Origin of the sequence: Burkholderia catarinensis, from assembly GCF_001883705.2 — a bacterium.
Taxonomy (GTDB): Bacteria; Pseudomonadota; Gammaproteobacteria; order Burkholderiales; family Burkholderiaceae; genus Burkholderia; species Burkholderia catarinensis.
On record NZ_MDEQ02000014.1, the window covers coordinates 125,708 to 141,518 of the forward strand.

Sequence of the window (15,811 nt, forward strand, 5' to 3'; positions counted from 1 at the left end):
CATCGACCGAACTTCACCGCATTCGCAACGGACCGCAGATGGACCTCAATTTCACTCCCGAAGAGGAAGCCTTCCGCACGGAAGTGCAGCGCTTCCTGCAAGCCGAACTGCCCGGGCGCATCGCGCGCAAGGTGAAGGGCGGCCTGCACCTCACGCGCGACGACATGCGCGAATGGCACGCGATCCTGAACGCGCGCGGCTGGCTCGCGAGCCACTGGCCGCGCGAATACGGCGGCCCCGGCTGGAGCGTCGCGCAGAAGTTCCTGTTCGACAACGAATGCGCGCTTGCGGGTGCGCCGCGCATCGTGCCGTTCGGCGTGAACATGCTCGGCCCCGTGCTGATCAAGTACGGCGACGAAGCGCAGAAGCGCTACTGGCTGCCGCGCATTCTCGACGGCACCGACTGGTGGTGCCAGGGTTACTCGGAGCCGGGCGCCGGGTCCGATCTCGCGGCGGTGAAGACGAGTGCGGTGCGCGGGCTCGACGCGCAGGGCGAGCACTACATCGTGAACGGCCAGAAGACGTGGACCACGCTCGGCCATTACGCGAACATGATCTTCTGTCTCGTGCGCACCGCGACCGACGTGCGCAAGCAGGAAGGCATCAGCTTCCTGCTGATCGACATGAATACGCCGGGCGTCGAGGTCCGCCCGATCATCACGCTCGACGGCGAGCACGAGGTGAACGAGGTGTTCTTCACCGACGTGCGCGTGCCGGCGGAAAACCTCGTCGGCGAAGAGAACCGCGGCTGGACCTACGCGAAATTCCTGCTCACGTACGAGCGCACCAACATCGCCGGGATCGGCTTTTCGACGGCCGCGCTCGACCGGCTGCGCGCGGTCGCCGCGAAGGTCACGAAGAATGGCAGGCCGCTCGCGGACGATCCGTTCTTCGCGGCGCGTGTCGCGCGCGTCGAGATCGAGCTCGAGAACATGCGCACGACCAACCTGCGCGTGCTGGCCGCGGTCGCGGGCGGCGGCGCGCCGGGCGCGGAAAGCTCGATGCTGAAGATCCGCGGCACGCAGATCCGCCAGGAGATCGCGTCGCTGATGCGGCGGGCGATGGGGCCGTACGCGCAGCCGTTCGTCGACGAAGCGCTCGATGCGGACTACGACGGCGAACCGGTCGGCCCGGACGAAGCCGCGAGCGCCGCGCAGCAGTACTTCAACAACCGGAAGCTGTCGATCTTCGGCGGCTCGAACGAGATCCAGAAGAACATCATCGCGAAGATGATGCTCGGGCTGTAACGAGGGACGCGACGATGGATTTCCAGCACACAGAAGACCGCCGGATGCTGGCGGACACGTTGAACCGCTTCATCGCCGAACAGTACGCGTTCCCGGTGCGCGATCGCATCGCGCAGTCGGCCGAAGGCTTCGATCGCGCGATGTGGCAGCGCTTTGCCGAACTCGGCACGGTCGGCGCGCTGTTTCCCGAAACCGACGGCGGCTTCGGCGGCGCGGGATTCGACATCGCGGTGGTGTTCGAATGCCTCGGGCGCGGGCTCGTCGTCGAGCCGTTCCTCGGCGCGCTGCTCGCGGGCCGCGCGCTGTCGCTCGCCGGCGGCGATGCGCATCGCGACAGGCTCGCCGCGCTGATCGACGGCAGCGCGAGCGCCGCGTTCGCACACGACGAGCCGGGCTCGCACTACGAACTGACGACCGTGCGCACGCGCGCCGAACGCTCGGGCGACGGCTGGGTGCTGACGGGCGAGAAGGGCGTCGTCGACCAGGCCGCGCAGGCGGCGTTCTTCGTCGTCAGCGCGCGCGTGTCCGGCCACGACGACGATGCGGCCGGCATCGGCCTGTTCGTCGTGCCGGCCGATGCGCCCGGCGTGTCGCTGCGCGACTACCCGAAGATCGACGGCGGCCGCGCGGCCGAAGTGCGCTTCGATCGCGTCGCGCTGCCGGCCGACGCCGCGCTCGGCGATCACGACGGCGAAGCGGGCGCGGCGCTGCTCGAACGCGTGCTCGGCTACGGGCTGCTCGCGCTGTCGGCGGAAGCGCTCGGCGCGATGGACGTCGCGAAGGAGCACACGCTCGAGTATCTGCGCACGCGCAAGCAGTTCGGTTTGCCGATCGGCAGCTTCCAGGCGCTGCAGCACCGGATGGCCGACCTGTTGCTCGAAGTCGAGCAGGCGCGCTCGGCCGTGATCAACGCGGCCGCGCAGCTCGATGCGCCGCGCGCGGCGCGCGAACGCGCGCTCGCGGCGGCGAAGGCCAGCATCGGCCGGATCGGCACGCTCGTCGCCGAGGAGAGCATCCAGTTGCACGGCGGGATCGGGATGACGTGGGAGCTGCCGCTGTCGCACTACGCGAAGCGCCTCGTGATGATCGATCACCAGCTCGGCGATGAGGATCACCATCTCGCGCGCTATATCGCGCTGTCGAAACAGTAAAAACGAAAACGCGAATGGAGGAGACAAGGATGACGAACGAACCGCGCGCGTTGCCGCTGGCCGGCGTGAAGGTGCTCGATTTCTCGCGCGTGCTCGCGGGCCCGTGGTGCGCGATGGTGCTCGCCGATTTCGGCGCGGAAGTGATCAAGGTCGAACATCCGGCGCGCGGTGACGACACGCGCGACTGGGGGCTGCGGATCGGCGCGACCGAGACCACGTATTTCAACAGCGTGAACCGCAGCAAGCGGTCGATCTGCATCGACCTGCAGACGGAAGCCGGGCAGCGCATCGCGCGCGAGCTGGCTACGCAGGCCGATGTGGTGATCCACAACTTCAAGTTCGGCGGCGCGGAAAAGCTCGGGCTCGGCTACGACGCACTGGCCGAACTGAATCCGCGCCTCGTTCACTGCGCGATTTCCGGCTACGACCGTTCGGGCGCCGAGGCTGCCCGGCCCGGCTACGATCTCGTCGTGCAGGGCGAGGCCGGGCTGATGGCGTTGAACGGCGAGGCCGGCCAGCCGCCGCTGAAGTTCGGCGTCGCGGCGGTCGACCTGTTCACCGGCATGTATTCCGCGCAGGCGATCCTCGCCGCGCTAGTCGAACGCCATGCGACGGGGCGCGGGCGGTGCATCGAGATGGCGCTGTTCGACTGCGGGCTGATGATCACCGCGTACTACGGGCTCGACGCGCTGCTGATGGGGGAGGACCCGCCGCGCTACGGCAACGCGCATCCGTCGATCGTGCCGTACGGCGTGTTCGACGCGGCGGATGGCCCGCTCGTGATCACGGTCGGCAACAACACGCAGTTCGCGCGCTTTTGCGACGCGATCGAGCGGCCCGACCTCGCGACCGACGCGCGCTACAAGACCAACCTCGGTCGTTCGGAAAACCGTGCCGATCTGCTGCCCGAGATTCGCGGCGAACTCGCGCGCCGGTCGCGCGCGACGCTGCTCGCGGCGCTCGCCGAGGCGGGCATTCCATGCGGCGAAGTGCTCGGGCTGCACGAAGCGCTGACGTCGGAGCGCGCGACCCGCGCGGGGCTCGTCACGCGGCAGCCGCATCCGGTCGCGGGCGCCGTCGACGTGCTCGCGCCGCCGTATCGGTTCGACGGCGCGCGGCTGCCGGTGCGCGGTGCGCCGCCGGTGCTGGGCGCGGATACGGATGCGGTGCTCGGGGGCTGGCTCGGGATGTCGGCCGACGAGGTTGCGCGGCTGCGTGCGGATCGCATCGTGTAACGCGTTTTTTTTCGCCGCGGCGCGGGCGGAGCAGTCGACGCGCCGGCCATCCACAAGACAACCCTCGCGCAACGACGAGGTGACTTGCCCTGCGGGGACTGGAGTAAGCGCTAAAGCGCCAACTCTGGTCGACCGCGAAGCATGGGACCCGAGTAAGCGCTGAAGCGCTAACTCTGGTCCACAGGAGACACCATGGAGCTTTCCGTCATCGAATCGGTCACGGCATGCCGTGACTACCAGCAACTCGTGCGCGCGCGGCGCCGCTTCAGCTTCACGCTGACGGCGCTGATGATCGCCACTTATTACGGCTTCATCCTGCTCGTCGCGCTCGCACCGCACGTGCTTGCGGCGCCGCTGTACCGCGGCGCGACGACGACGGTCGGGATCGCCGCGGGCGTCGCGATCATCCTGGTCGCGATCGGCCTGACCGCGTGCTACGTGCTGCGCGCGAACCGCGTGTTCGACCGCCGCGTCGACGCGATCCTGCAGCGCGCTTGACGGAGGCCGACATGCGACGTACCTCGATCGCGCTCGGCGCGCTTGCCGTTCTCGTTTCTTCCGCCGCGCAGGCGGTATCCGTAGCGGGCCCGATGCCCGACAAGGTCGAACTGAACCCGGTCGCGATCGGGATGTTCTTCGCGTTCGTGTTCGCGACGCTCGCGCTCACGCGCTGGGCCGCGCGCCGCACGCGCTCGACCCGCGACTTCTACACGGCCGGCGGCGGCATCACGGGCCTGCAGAACGGGCTCGCGATCGCGGGCGACTACATGTCGGCCGCGTCGTTCCTCGGGCTGTCCGGCATGGTGTTCATGTTCGGCTTCGACGGGCTCATCTACTCGATCGGCTTTCTCGTCGGCTGGCCGTTCGTGATGTTCCTGATCGCCGAGCCGCTGCGCAACCTCGGCAAGTTCACGTTCGTCGACGTCGTCGCGTACCGCTTCGCGCAGCGACCGATCCGGCTGCTGACGTCCGCGAACGCGCTGACGATCGTCGTGCTGTACCTCGTCGTGCAGATGGTCGGCGCGGGCAAGCTGATCCAGCTTCTGTTCGGGCTGTCGTACGGCACGGCCGAGCTGATCGTCGGCGTGCTGATGGTCGTCTACGTGTTCTTCGGCGGGATGACCGCGACCACCTGGGTGCAGGTGATCAAGGCCGTGCTGCTGCTGTGCGGCGCGACGCTGCTGGTCCTGCTCGCGCTCGGCGAATTCGGCTTCAGCATCGACGAGATGTTCCGCCGCGCGGTGGCCGTGCATCCGGGCGCGCTCGGCATCATGGGGCCGGGCAAGCTGATCCGCGATCCGGCCAACGCGCTGTCGCTCGGCATCGCGCTGATGTTCGGCACGGCCGGCTTCCCGCACATCCTGATGCGCTTCTTCACGGTGCCGAACGCGAAGGAGGCGCGCAAGTCGGTGCTCTACGCGACCGGCTTCATCGGCTACTTCTACCTGCTGACCTTCGTGATCGGCTTCTCGGCGATCGTGCTGCTCGCGCAGCATCCGGAGTTCTTCAAGCTCGGCGCGGACGGCTCGTTCAACCTGACGCACGACCTGCTCGGCGGTTCGAACATGGTCGCGGTGAAACTCGCGCAGGCGGTCGGCGGGAACTGGTTCTACGGGTTCATCGCGGCCGTCACGTTCGCGACGATCCTCGCGGTGGTCGCGGGCCTGACGCTCGCCGGCGCGACCACGATCTCGCACGACCTGTATGCGCAGATGTGGGCGCGCGGCAAGCCCGACGAGCGGCTGGAAATGCGCATCTCGCGCGCGGCGACGATCGGGTTGTCGGGAATCGCGATCGCGCTGTCGATCCTGTTCGAGCACGTGAACGTCGCGTTCATGGTCGGCCTCGTCGCGGCGGTGGCCGCGAGCGCGAATTTCCCGGTGCTCGCGATGTCGATCTTCTGGCGCGGGATGACGACGCGCGGCGCGGTACTCGGCGGCGGCCTCGGGCTCGCGTCGGCGGTGGCGCTCACGGTGCTGTCGAAGTCGGTGTGGGTCGACGTGCTGCACCACGCGCAAGCGCCGGTGTTCCTCGACAACCCGGCGCTCGTGTCGGTGCCGCTCGCGTTCATCGGGATCGTCGTCGGCTCGCTCGCGGATCGCGGCGAGCGTGCGCGGCGCGAGCGCGACGCGTTCGCGCAGCAGGAGTTCTACGCGCAGACGGGCGTGCTGGCCAGCCGTGCCGTGCAGCACTGATTCGTCGGATGAATGCGCGTATCCGTCCGGATCGCCGGACGGATATTTTCCGGAAATCCGGAATCCCGGATTTCCTTGCCTGCCGCATTATGAGAAATACAATAAAAACAACGGCTTGATGGGTTCCCGCAACCTGGCATCGACCTTGCGATATAAAGCGCATGGCCGTCCTTCGGCCTGACTATTAAACCAAGCGTTGCATGGATCAGAGTAAGCGCTAAAGCGCCCACTCCGGTCTACAGGAGACAATCGATGACCAATGCCTTCCTCCCCCTCCGGATGTCTTGAGGCATCGCTTGTTGCGGCACGGCAGCCGCGCGGGCGAATGGCTCCTCCCCTGACATTCGCCTGCGCGTGTGACGCCGTTTCCATCGGCTCATCTACATCAGCAGGAACCATCGTGAAGAAGAAACCCTTCTACAAAGTGCTCTATGTGCAGGTGATCTTCGCCATCATCGTCGGCGTGATCCTCGGCCACTTCTACCCGGCACTCGCCACCGACATGAAGCCGCTCGGCGACGGCTTCATCAAGCTGATCAAGATGGTGATCGGGCCGATCATCTTCTGTACGGTCGTCACCGGCATCGCCGGCATGGAAGACATGAAGAAGGTGGGCCGCGTCGGCGGCAAGGCGCTGCTGTACTTCGAGATCGTGTCGACCTTCGCGCTGCTGCTCGGCCTCGCGGCCACGCACATCCTGCGCCCGGGCGTCGGCTTCAACATCGATCCGGCGACGCTCGACGGCAAGGCCGTCGCGTCGTACGCGGCGAAGGCGCACGGGCAGTCGACGGTCGACTTCCTGATGCACATCATCCCGAACACGATGGTCGATGCGTTCGCGCAGGGCGAGATCCTGCAGATCCTGCTGATCGCGCTGCTGTTCGGCAGCGTGCTCGCGCACCTCGGCGAGCGCGGCAAGGTCGTCACCGACTTCATCGACGGGCTCACGCGCGTGCTGTTCGGCATCGTGCACATCGTCACGAAGCTGGCGCCGATCGGCGCGTTCGGCGCGATGGCGTTCACGATCGGCAAGTACGGCGTCGGCTCGCTGGTGCCGCTGCTCAAGCTGATCGGCACGTTCTACCTGACGTCGATCGTGTTCGTGCTCGTCGTGCTCGGTACGATCGCGCGCGTCACGGGCTTCTCGATCATCCGCTTCGTGTCCTACATCAAGGAAGAACTGCTGATCGTGCTCGGCACGAGCTCGTCGGAAGCCGCGCTGCCGCAGCTGATGGAAAAGCTCGAGAAGGCAGGCTGCTCGCGTTCGGTCGTCGGCCTCGTCGTGCCGACCGGCTATTCGTTCAACCTCGACGGCACCAACATCTACATGACGATGGCCGTGCTGTTCATCGCGCAGGCGACCAACATCGAACTGACGTGGATGCAGCAGCTCACGCTGCTCGCGGTCGCGATGCTGACGTCGAAGGGCGCGAGCGGTGTCACGGGCGCGGGCTTCATCACGCTCGCCGCGACGCTGGCCGTCGTGCCGACGATCCCGCTGTCGGGCATGGTGCTGATCCTCGGCATCGACCGCTTCATGAGCGAATGCCGCGCGCTGACCAACATCGTCGGCAACGGCGTCGCGACGGTCGTCGTGTCCGCATGGGAGAAGGAGCTCGACCGCAACAAGCTGCGCCAGGCGCTGAAGGGCGGCGGCGAAGTCCCGACGACCGAGACGGCCGGCGTCTGACATCATGAAGGAGCAGGCGGCGGCACCGCCCGCCGGCGGCGCGGCACGCGGCGGCCGAGGCGTTGATGCGGAGGCCTATGACACAATAGGCGATCCGCATCGCCAGGAAGCCTCGACCGTGACGCGCCGCCTGCTCATCCTCGTCGTGCTTGCCGCCGCGCTCGTCGCGGCGTGCGCGCTGACGTGGACGATTACCTGGCAGCGCGGCGTCGCCGAGCTGCAGCGCAACGCGGCAGTGCGCGTCGATCGCACCACCAACGCGCTCAAGAGCACGCTCGACCGCTACGAATCGCTGCCCTATCTGCTCGGCAGCCATCCGTACGTGCAGGACCTGCTCGCCGAGCCGAGGCGCGGCGACTACACCGTGCGCGTCAACCGCTATCTCGAAGACCTCAACGAACACGCGCACGCGACCGTCACCTACGTGATCGGCGCGGACGGCCTGTGCGTCGCCGCCAGCAACTGGCGCGCGCCCGACAGCTTCGTCGGGATCGAATACCGTTTCCGTCCGTATTTCCTCGATGCGATGAACGGCCAGGTCGGCCGCTTCTTCGGGATCGGCACGATCTCGCGCGATCCCGGCTACTACATCTCGCAGCCCGTGTGGCGCGACGGCAAGATCGCGGGCGTCGTCGTCGTGAAGCTCAACCTCGAATGGTTCCAGGGTGCCGACGCGTCCGAGCCGCTCGTCGTCGCGGACGACCACGGCGTCGTGTTCCTGTCGTCGGTGCCCGCGTGGAAGTACCACACGCTGCGCCCGCTCACGGGGCCCGTCGCCGCGTCGATCTACGAGACGCGCCAGTATGCGCAGCAACCCGTCACGCCGCTGCCGCTGCGCATCGAGCAGGTACTCGGCGCCGATGCGGAGATCGTGCGCCTTGGCGCCGGCCTGCGTGCGCCGCGCTTCCTCGCCAGCAAACGCCGGATCGGCGAGCCCGACTGGCTGCTCGTCACGCTCGCGCCGATCGCGCCCATCGACGCCGATGCACGCAACGCGACGATCGTCACCGGTTTCGGCTTCGTGTCGGTTGCGCTACTCGCGTTCTACTGGCGGATGCGCCGCGCGCGCGTGCGCGAGATGATCCGCGGCCGCGCGCTGCTGCAGCAGGCGTACGCGGAGCTGAACCGGCGCGTCGAGGAGCGCACGGCCGACCTGTCGGAAGCGAACGAGCAGTTGCAGAAGGAGGTCGGCGACCGGATCCGCGCGGAGCAGGAACTGCGCGCCGCGCACGACGAACTGATCCAGGCGAGCAAGCTCGCCGCGCTCGGCCAGATGGCGGCCGGCATCACGCACGAACTGAACCAGCCGCTCGCGGCGCTGCGCAGCTTCTCGGACAATACGCGGGTGCTGCTCGATCGCGGCGAGCAGGCGGCCGCGCGCGAGAACCTCGAGGCGATCGCCGCGCTCACCGAGCGGATGGGCAAGATCACGAACCAGCTGAAGCTGTTCGTCGGCCGCGCGAAGCCGCGCAACGAGCGGGCGCTCGTCGTGCGCGCGCTGCGCAGCGTGCTGTCGCTGCTCGACGAGCGCCTGCGCGGCGTCGCGCTCACGCTGGTGCTGCAGGACGCCACCGTGTCGCCCGCGCACGACGCGCCGCTCGACCTGGCGCGCGACTATCCCGAGCTCGTCGCGCGCTGCGAGGACCTGCGCCTCGAGCAGGTGCTGATCAACCTGCTCGGCAATGCGCTCGACGCGGTCGCCGGCGTCGCGGCGCCGGCCCTCGAGGTGACGATCGGGGTGTCGGCGGCGACGCTTTCGGTCGAGGTGCGCGACAACGGGGGCGGCATTGCGCCCGAGCTGCTGCCGCGCCTGTTCGAGCCGTTCTTCACGACGAAGGAAATGGGGCGCGGGCTCGGGCTCGGCCTCGCGATCTCGTCGTCGATCGCGAGCGACGCGGGCGGGGCGCTGACCGCGCGCAACGCGCCGTCGGGCGGCGCACTGTTCGTCTTGACGCTGCGGCGCGCCCGCACGCATCATCCGGACTCCGTGTCCGAGCCGACGGGTTCGCACTAGGGTCTGTTTACGCTAATAACGGGGTTGCGAACGTGCCTTTCCGCCTGTAGTGCAAGGAGAGAGGAGGCGCAATAGCCGTAGCTATTGCAACGACGAACGACGCCGCAATGCGGGCGGAAAGGCACGTTCCCCTGTTTGGAAAAAATCATTTGTGGGGCTGGCTACCAGAAGGGCCGATCGCCGAGTCATACTCCTCGCGAATGCGTCGAGTATTCGCTTTGTCGCATTCCTTGCGCTAGGCCCTTCTGGTGGCCAGCGCAAGCCCGTTATTAGCGTGAACAGACCCTAGGCCCGGTCGGCGAACGACCGGCATCAACGCAGCCGCGCGCGAGACCGCTGCGCGGCCCGCCAGGAGCAAGTGAGTACGATGGCCAACCGGCTGCAAGTGATCTATATCGAAGACGATGCGCTCGTTCGCCGGGCGAGCGTGCAGAGCCTTCAGCTGGCGGGCTTCGACGTCGCCGGCTTCGAGTCGGCCGAAGCGGCCGAGAAGGCGGTCGTCGCGGATACCGCCGGCGCGATCGTCAGCGACATCCGGCTGCCCGGCGCAAGCGGCCTCGACCTGCTTGCGCAGTGCCGCGAGCGCGTGCCCGACGTGCCCGTGATCCTCGTCACCGGGCACGGCGACATCTCGATGGCCGTGCAGGCGATGCGCGACGGCGCGTACGACTTCATCGAAAAACCGTTCGCGGCCGAGCGCCTGATCGAGACGGTGCGCCGCGCGCTCGAGCGCCGCGAGCTCGTGCTCGAGAACCATGCGCTGCGGCGCGAGCTGGCCGGGCAGAACGTCGTCGCGCCGCGCATCATCGGCCGCAGCCCCGCGATCGAGCAGGTGCGCAAGCTGATCGCGAACGTCGCGCCGACCGACGCGTCGGTGCTGATCAACGGCGACACGGGCGCGGGCAAGGAGCTGATCGCGCGCAGCCTGCACGAGCTGTCGCCGCGCCGCGACAAGCCGTTCATCGCGGTGAACTGCGGCGCGCTGCCCGAACCGATGTTCGAGTCGGAGATGTTCGGCTACGAGCCCGGCGCGTTCACCGGCGCCGCGAAACGGCGCGTCGGCAAGCTCGAATACGCGTCCGGCGGCACGCTGTTCCTCGACGAAATCGAAAGCATGCCGCTCGCGCTGCAGGTGAAGCTGCTGCGCGTGCTGCAGGACGGCGTGCTGGAGCGGCTCGGCTCGAACCAGCCGATCCGCGTGAACTGCCGTGTCGTCGCGGCCGCGAAGGGCGACATGGGCGAGCTCGTCGCGGCCGGCACGTTCCGGCGCGACCTGCTGTACCGGCTCAACGTCGTGACGATCGCGCTGCCGCCGCTCGCCGAGCGCCGCGAGGACATCGTGCCGCTGTTCGAGCACTTCATGCTCGATGCGGCCGTGCGTTACGGGCGGCCCGCGCCGGTGCTGACCGACCGGCAGCGCGCGAGCCTGATGCAGCGCGACTGGCCCGGCAACGTGCGCGAGCTGCACAACGCGGCCGACCGCTTCGTGCTCGGCGTGGCCGACATGCCGCAGGAAACGGGCGCGGCCGGCGACGAGGCCGACAACGACCAGACGCTGAAGGAGCGCATCGAGCAGTTCGAGCGCGCGGTGATCGCCGAGGCGCTGAACCAGACGGGCGGCGCGGTCGCCGCGACGGCCGACCGGCTGCATGTCGGCAAGGCGACGCTGTACGAGAAGATGAAGCGCTACGGGCTGTCGGCGAAAGGCGAAACCGAGCGCTGAAAAGCAAACGGACCGCGGAACCGGGCTGCCCGGTCGTGCGGTCCGTTATCGGCGAAGGGCGTTGCGTGCCCCTTCGATTCCGATCCGGCGGCGCTCAGGCCGCGTTGCTGTCGAGCGCCTTCTTGAGCAGCGCGTCGAGTTCCGCGAACTGCGGTGCGCCGACATAGCGCTTCAGGATCTTGCCGTCCTTGTCGACGACGAAGGTCGTCGGCGTGAGCTGCACGTTGCCGAACTGCTTCGCGACGCTGCCGTCGTCGAGCGCGACCTTGAACGGCAACTGGCGCGTCTGCGCGTAGTTCGCGACGTACATCGGCGGATCGTAGTTCATCGCGACCGCGACGAATTCCAGCCCCTGACCCTTGAAGCGGTTATAGGTATCGACCATCTGCGGCATTTCCTGCATGCAGGTCGCGCAGCTCGTCGCCCAGAAGTTCACGAGATAGACCTTGCCCTTCAGGTCGCCGGCGGTCGAGACCTTCTGGCCCGACAGTAGCGTGAACGTCGCGTCCGGCACGGTGGACTTGCCGCTGAACGCGAAGAAGCCGGCTACGGCGATCGCCGCGACGACGACGGCGGCGACGATGTAGCGGACGGGGCCGGCGCTGCGGCGGGCGGGAGGCGTGGTGTTCATCTGGTGCTCTCGGAGTCGGTCGATGACGCGGATCAATGCAAGGGACGTCGAAATTCGACGCCCATTTTAGCGCGAATGCCGCGCGCGCACCGGTGGCGGTCACGCATCCCGGTTTTCACGTTCGGCGGATAATGCCCGTTTTGTCTGCCCGATCCACGCCATGCCGAAGGAAGTCATCGATTCGTTACGCCCCCTTTATCGCCCGCTGCGACACTTCGCCGCGCTCGCCTGCATGAGCGCGGCGCTGGCCGCGTGCTCGCCGTCGTACGACTGGCGCACGCTGCACAACGATGCCGGCTACACGATCGACCTGCCGGCGAAGCCGACCGTCGAGGAGCAGCCGGTGGCGATCGGCGGCGCGTCGATGCCGATGCGGATGCAGGCCGCACACGTCGACGGCGCGGTGTTCGCCGTCGGCACGCTGACGCTGCCCGACGACCGCGACGACACGCGCCGCGCGGCGCTCGAGTTCCTGCGCGCCGGGTTGTCCCGCAACCTCGAGGGCGCGCCGCAGACGGCTTCGGTGCCCGTGCCGCTCGCGGCCGGCGGCGGGGTGAACGGGCTCGAGCTGCGCATCGCGGGCGCGGCCGCCGGCGGCGATGGCGCGCGCAAGACGATCGTCGCGCGGCTTGCCGCCCGCGGCCGGCACGCCTACCAGGCCGTCGTCATCGCCGACGGGCCGCTCGCGCAGGAGCAGCTCGACCAGTTTTTCGGTTCGTTCAAACTCGACTGATGGCGGCCGGCGAGGGGGCTCAGACACTCTGTGACAACTGAAAGTTCATTCGCAGCTTTCAACGCTAATCGCCGGATTTTGCGAGGGTTTTTCGGCTATCCACAGCGCATGTGGATAACTTTGTTGAAAAGTTGCCCGAATTGCCCGCTGAGCCGCGCCGGACGGCCTTTCGGCCCGTTTGGTCGCGCGCTCGCTGTTTGAGAAAAATCAATAAAAACAAAGGGATACGGATCCCGTTGCGCAAAGGCCTCCGCGAGCCGCGATCCGGGGCCGGATTCGTGAAATTGTGCATAAGTCAAGTCTTGACAGCCGGATTTTGTCCTCAGAGGGCGCTCACAGTCCCGTGAGCGCGCGCCGGTAGCGGATCGCCTCGGCGATCTGCGCGGCCGTCGGCAGCGGGTCGCCGGCCAGGTCGGCGATCGTCCGCGCGACCTTCAGGACACGGAAATACGCACGCGCCGACCAGCCGAAACGTTCGCCGGCCTCGCGCAGCAGCCGCTCGCCTTCGTCGGTCGGCCGGCACAGATCGTCGGTTTCGCGGCCGCTCAGCATGTGATTCGTCTTGCCCTGCCGGTCGAGCTGCAGCGCGCGCGCCTGCGCGACCCGCGCGGCCACCGCCGCGCTTGGCTCGCCGGGCGCCGATGAGCGGGTCGCGAGTTCGGCCGGCGACAGCGCGGGCAGGTCGATCTGGATGTCGATGCGGTCGAGGAGCGGCCCCGACAGCTTGCGCAGGTAGCGCGCGGCGATGTCCGGCGAGCAGCGGCAGCGCCCAGACGGATCGCCGTGCCAGCCGCATGGGCACGGGTTCATCGCGGCGATCAGCTGGCATGCGGCCGGAAAGTCGGCTTGCTGGGCCGCGCGCGAGATCGTGATGCGGCCGGCTTCCAGCGGCTCGCGCAGCATCTCGAGCACATGCCGGTCGAATTCGGGCAATTCGTCGAGGAACAGCACGCCGAGGTGCGCGAGCGTGATTTCGCCCGGCTGCGGCGGGTTGCGGCCGCCGACCAGCGCGGCGGCGCTCGACGAGTGATGCGGCGAGCGGAACGGCCGCCGGCGCCACTGCGCGGGCGAGAAGCCGAGGCGGCTCGCGGAGAGGAGGGCAGCCGATGCCAGCGCCTCGTCGTCGGTCAGCGGCGGCAGGAGGCCGGCCAGCCGCGCGGCCAGCATCGACTTGCCGGCCCCCGGCGGCCCGACCATCAGCATGTGATGGCCGCCCGCGGCGGCGACTTCCAGCGCGCGCCGCGCGCCGCGCTGGCCGACCACATCCGCGAGATCGGGTGCGGCCGGCGCAGGCAGGCCGTCGAGACAGGGCGCCGCGACCGGCATCAGTCGCCCGTCAGGCGCATCGGCGAGGTGCGCGCACAGCGCGGGCAGGTCGCGCGCGCCGAACACCGTGACGCCCGGCACGAGCGCGGCCTCGGCCGCGCTGTCGAGCGGCAGGTACAGCTCTGGCGGGCGCGACGTCGCGGCGGAATCCGGGCCGGAACCAGGGCTCGATCCGGTTTCTCCGGTGCGCCGGTCCCGTGCCGCGCCGCACGCCATCGCGAACGCGCCGCGCATCGGCCGCAGCGCGCCGGTCAGCGACAGCTCGCCCGCGAATTCGCGGCCGGCCAGCGCGTCGGCCGGGATCTGGCCGTTCGCGGCGAGGATGCCGAGCGCAATCGGCAGGTCGAACCGGCCCGACTCCTTCGGCAGATCGGCCGGCGCGAGGTTGACGGTGATGCGGCGCACCGGGAATTCGAATCCGCAGTTCTGCAGCGCGGCGCGAACGCGCTCGCGGCTTTCGCGGACTTCGAGATCGGGCAGGCCGACGATCGAGAACGACGGCAGCCCGTTGGCGAGATGGACTTCGACGGTGACGTCCGGCGCACGGCCGGATGCGGGCGCGCGACTGCGCACCACGGCGAGCGACATGGCGAGGCTCCTGTAAACAGACGGGCGACGGCCGTTCGAGGCCGCATGCCGCGGGAATCGGAGGAATCGGTGCGCGCTTGCCGGCGTGGCGCGGGGAAAGAACGAGGCACTGCGGAACGACGAACTGCGAAGAGCGATGAACTGCGAAGAGCGGGAGGACTGCGAAGAGCGGGGGGACTGCGAAGAGCGGGGGGACTGCGAAGAACGACGGACGACGAAGAACGGCGGAGCGGCTTCAGGGCGGCGGGCGCGGGCCGCACGAGGCGGCCCGCGCCCGGACCTTGCGGCCGGGTGGGGCGTCAGGCCTGCGGCGCTGCGAGCTTCTGCTCGAGTTCCGCGACGCGCTTTTCGAGTTCCTCGAGGCGCACGCGGGTGCGGGCGAGCACTTGCGCCTGCGTGTCGAATTCCTCGCGCGTGACGAGATCGAGTTTCGAAAAGCCTTGCGACAGCATGGCCTTCACGTTGCGCTCGACGTCCTTGGCCGGCGAGTTTTTCAGCAGGTCGCTGACACGCGACTGCAGATCGTTGAAAACGTCGCTGGGTTGCTTCATGTGATTCCCCTTCCTTGCACAAAAAATGTGCATCTTCAGTTGCGTACGTGCCCATGATGCACGCATGACCGGAAATGGTGCGCGCGGAGCGCGAATTCCGAGCATGGCGCCCGCATGGGTGAATATCCCGGCGAGCCGGGACGTGCGTGCACTCTAGCAACGATCCTTTCGCCGCGCCAGCAAACCGGGCCACGTTGGCCATTCGGCCGGGCCTCCGCGCCTTACATCACGGGATGCGACCCCGTTCATGAGCCCTTCGAGACGGTGCTCGAACGAACATGGCATGCGAGTTGCTGAGAAGAGTCCGTTACAACATTCAAACCAATTCGACGGGACAACCCAGCGAGAGGACTTCATGAAACTCATTACCGCAATCATCAAGCCGTTCAAGCTCGATGAGACGCGCGAGGCGCTGTCGGCGCTTGGCGTCTCGGGCATCACGGTGACGGAGGTAAAAGGGTTCGGGCGCCAGAAAGGGCACACCGAGCTGTACCGCGGCGCCGAATACGTGGTCGATTTCCTGCCGAAGATGAAGATCGAGGCGGCCGTGTCAGACGATCTCGTCGACCAGGCGGTGGAGGCGATCGAGCGGGCCGCGCGCACCGGCAAGATCGGCGACGGCAAGATTTTCGTCACGCAGATCGAGCAGGTGATCCGGATTCGCACCGGGGAGACAGGCGCAGACGCGCTGTAACAGAACACACAAGACAAGCGACAAGAGGAAACC

Annotated in this window: 13 protein-coding genes; 10 read left to right on the forward strand and 3 right to left on the reverse strand. The window is 68.1% G+C overall.

Features of this window, described 5'->3' with window-relative positions; translation table 11 throughout:
- Positions 1 to 38 precede the first annotated feature (38 nt).
- From BFF94_RS22950 to BFF94_RS22985, 8 genes are all read left to right on the forward strand, one after another.
- Complete coding sequence (locus BFF94_RS22950; RefSeq protein ID WP_219139885.1) at positions 39 to 1,247, forward strand: acyl-CoA dehydrogenase family protein; 1,209 nt, start codon at positions 39 to 41, stop codon at positions 1,245 to 1,247.
- A gap of 14 nt (positions 1,248 to 1,261) precedes the next feature.
- Positions 1,262 to 2,398 (forward strand): acyl-CoA dehydrogenase family protein, encoded by a 1,137-nt coding sequence (locus tag BFF94_RS22955; RefSeq protein ID WP_219139886.1) that lies wholly within the window; start codon positions 1,262 to 1,264, stop codon positions 2,396 to 2,398.
- 29 nt (positions 2,399 to 2,427) lie between these two features.
- Positions 2,428 to 3,633: a CaiB/BaiF CoA transferase family protein gene (locus tag BFF94_RS22960; RefSeq protein ID WP_219139887.1), complete on the forward strand. Its 1,206-nt coding sequence runs from the start codon at positions 2,428 to 2,430 to the stop codon at positions 3,631 to 3,633.
- Between the two features lie 192 nt (positions 3,634 to 3,825).
- The gene (locus BFF94_RS22965) at positions 3,826 to 4,131 is read left to right on the forward strand and encodes a DUF485 domain-containing protein (protein ID WP_128850026.1); all 306 of its coding nucleotides are present in this window, start codon (positions 3,826 to 3,828) and stop codon (positions 4,129 to 4,131) included.
- 11 nt (positions 4,132 to 4,142) lie between these two features.
- Entirely contained in the window at positions 4,143 to 5,828 is a 1,686-nt protein-coding gene (locus BFF94_RS22970; protein ID WP_219139888.1) for a cation acetate symporter, read from the forward strand.
- Positions 5,829 to 6,228: 400 nt separating this feature from the next.
- Entirely contained in the window at positions 6,229 to 7,518 is a 1,290-nt protein-coding gene (locus BFF94_RS22975) for a dicarboxylate/amino acid:cation symporter (RefSeq protein WP_128845321.1), read from the forward strand.
- 4 nt (positions 7,519 to 7,522) lie between these two features.
- Positions 7,523 to 9,532 (forward strand): sensor histidine kinase, encoded by a 2,010-nt coding sequence (locus BFF94_RS22980; RefSeq protein WP_128845323.1) that lies wholly within the window; start codon positions 7,523 to 7,525, stop codon positions 9,530 to 9,532.
- Positions 9,533 to 9,899: 367 nt separating this feature from the next.
- The gene (locus BFF94_RS22985; protein ID WP_128845329.1) at positions 9,900 to 11,255 is read left to right on the forward strand and encodes a sigma-54-dependent transcriptional regulator; all 1,356 of its coding nucleotides are present in this window, start codon (positions 9,900 to 9,902) and stop codon (positions 11,253 to 11,255) included.
- 94 nt (positions 11,256 to 11,349) lie between these two features.
- On the opposite strand, the gene BFF94_RS22990 is transcribed toward BFF94_RS22985, so the two are convergent.
- A complete protein-coding gene (locus BFF94_RS22990) occupies positions 11,350 to 11,886 on the reverse strand; it encodes a TlpA disulfide reductase family protein (RefSeq protein WP_128845325.1) in 537 nt (178 codons plus the stop codon).
- Positions 11,887 to 12,046: 160 nt separating this feature from the next.
- Between BFF94_RS22990 and BFF94_RS22995 the strand changes: the two genes are divergently transcribed.
- On the forward strand, positions 12,047 to 12,619 hold the full coding sequence (locus BFF94_RS22995) for a hypothetical protein (protein WP_219139889.1): 573 nt from the start codon (positions 12,047 to 12,049) through the stop codon (positions 12,617 to 12,619).
- Positions 12,620 to 12,952: 333 nt separating this feature from the next.
- Here BFF94_RS22995 and BFF94_RS23000 read toward each other — a convergent pair whose 3' ends face one another.
- Together BFF94_RS23000 and BFF94_RS23005 are read right to left on the reverse strand one after the other, a co-directional pair.
- Positions 12,953 to 14,533, reverse strand: a complete 1,581-nt coding sequence (locus tag BFF94_RS23000; RefSeq protein ID WP_219139890.1) for a YifB family Mg chelatase-like AAA ATPase — start codon at positions 14,531 to 14,533, stop codon at positions 12,953 to 12,955.
- 299 nt (positions 14,534 to 14,832) lie between these two features.
- Complete coding sequence (locus BFF94_RS23005; protein WP_006489451.1) at positions 14,833 to 15,084, reverse strand: accessory factor UbiK family protein; 252 nt, start codon at positions 15,082 to 15,084, stop codon at positions 14,833 to 14,835.
- A 355-nt stretch (positions 15,085 to 15,439) separates the two neighbouring features.
- Between BFF94_RS23005 and BFF94_RS23010 the strand changes: the two genes are divergently transcribed.
- Positions 15,440 to 15,778 carry a P-II family nitrogen regulator gene (locus BFF94_RS23010; RefSeq protein ID WP_038711752.1) on the forward strand — a complete coding sequence of 113 codons (339 nt, stop codon included), beginning with the start codon at positions 15,440 to 15,442 and terminating at the stop codon, positions 15,776 to 15,778.
- The last annotated feature ends 33 nt before the right edge of the window (positions 15,779 to 15,811 follow it).

Coding starts and splice junctions, on each gene's coding strand:
- BFF94_RS22950 (WP_219139885.1), top strand. CDS start 39: ATGGACCTCAATTTCACTCCCGAAGAGGAAGCCTTCCGCACGGAAGTG.
- BFF94_RS22990 (WP_128845325.1), bottom strand. CDS start 11,886: ATGAACACCACGCCTCCCGCCCGCCGCAGCGCCGGCCCCGTCCGCTAC.
- BFF94_RS22965 (WP_128850026.1), top strand. CDS start 3,826: ATGGAGCTTTCCGTCATCGAATCGGTCACGGCATGCCGTGACTACCAG.
- BFF94_RS22995 (WP_219139889.1), top strand. CDS start 12,047: ATGCCGAAGGAAGTCATCGATTCGTTACGCCCCCTTTATCGCCCGCTG.
- BFF94_RS23000 (WP_219139890.1), bottom strand. CDS start 14,533: ATGTCGCTCGCCGTGGTGCGCAGTCGCGCGCCCGCATCCGGCCGTGCG.
- BFF94_RS22980 (WP_128845323.1), top strand. CDS start 7,523: ATGAAGGAGCAGGCGGCGGCACCGCCCGCCGGCGGCGCGGCACGCGGC.
- BFF94_RS22955 (WP_219139886.1), top strand. CDS start 1,262: ATGGATTTCCAGCACACAGAAGACCGCCGGATGCTGGCGGACACGTTG.
- BFF94_RS22985 (WP_128845329.1), top strand. CDS start 9,900: ATGGCCAACCGGCTGCAAGTGATCTATATCGAAGACGATGCGCTCGTT.
- BFF94_RS22960 (WP_219139887.1), top strand. CDS start 2,428: ATGACGAACGAACCGCGCGCGTTGCCGCTGGCCGGCGTGAAGGTGCTC.
- BFF94_RS23010 (WP_038711752.1), top strand. CDS start 15,440: ATGAAACTCATTACCGCAATCATCAAGCCGTTCAAGCTCGATGAGACG.
- BFF94_RS23005 (WP_006489451.1), bottom strand. CDS start 15,084: ATGAAGCAACCCAGCGACGTTTTCAACGATCTGCAGTCGCGTGTCAGC.
- BFF94_RS22970 (WP_219139888.1), top strand. CDS start 4,143: ATGCGACGTACCTCGATCGCGCTCGGCGCGCTTGCCGTTCTCGTTTCT.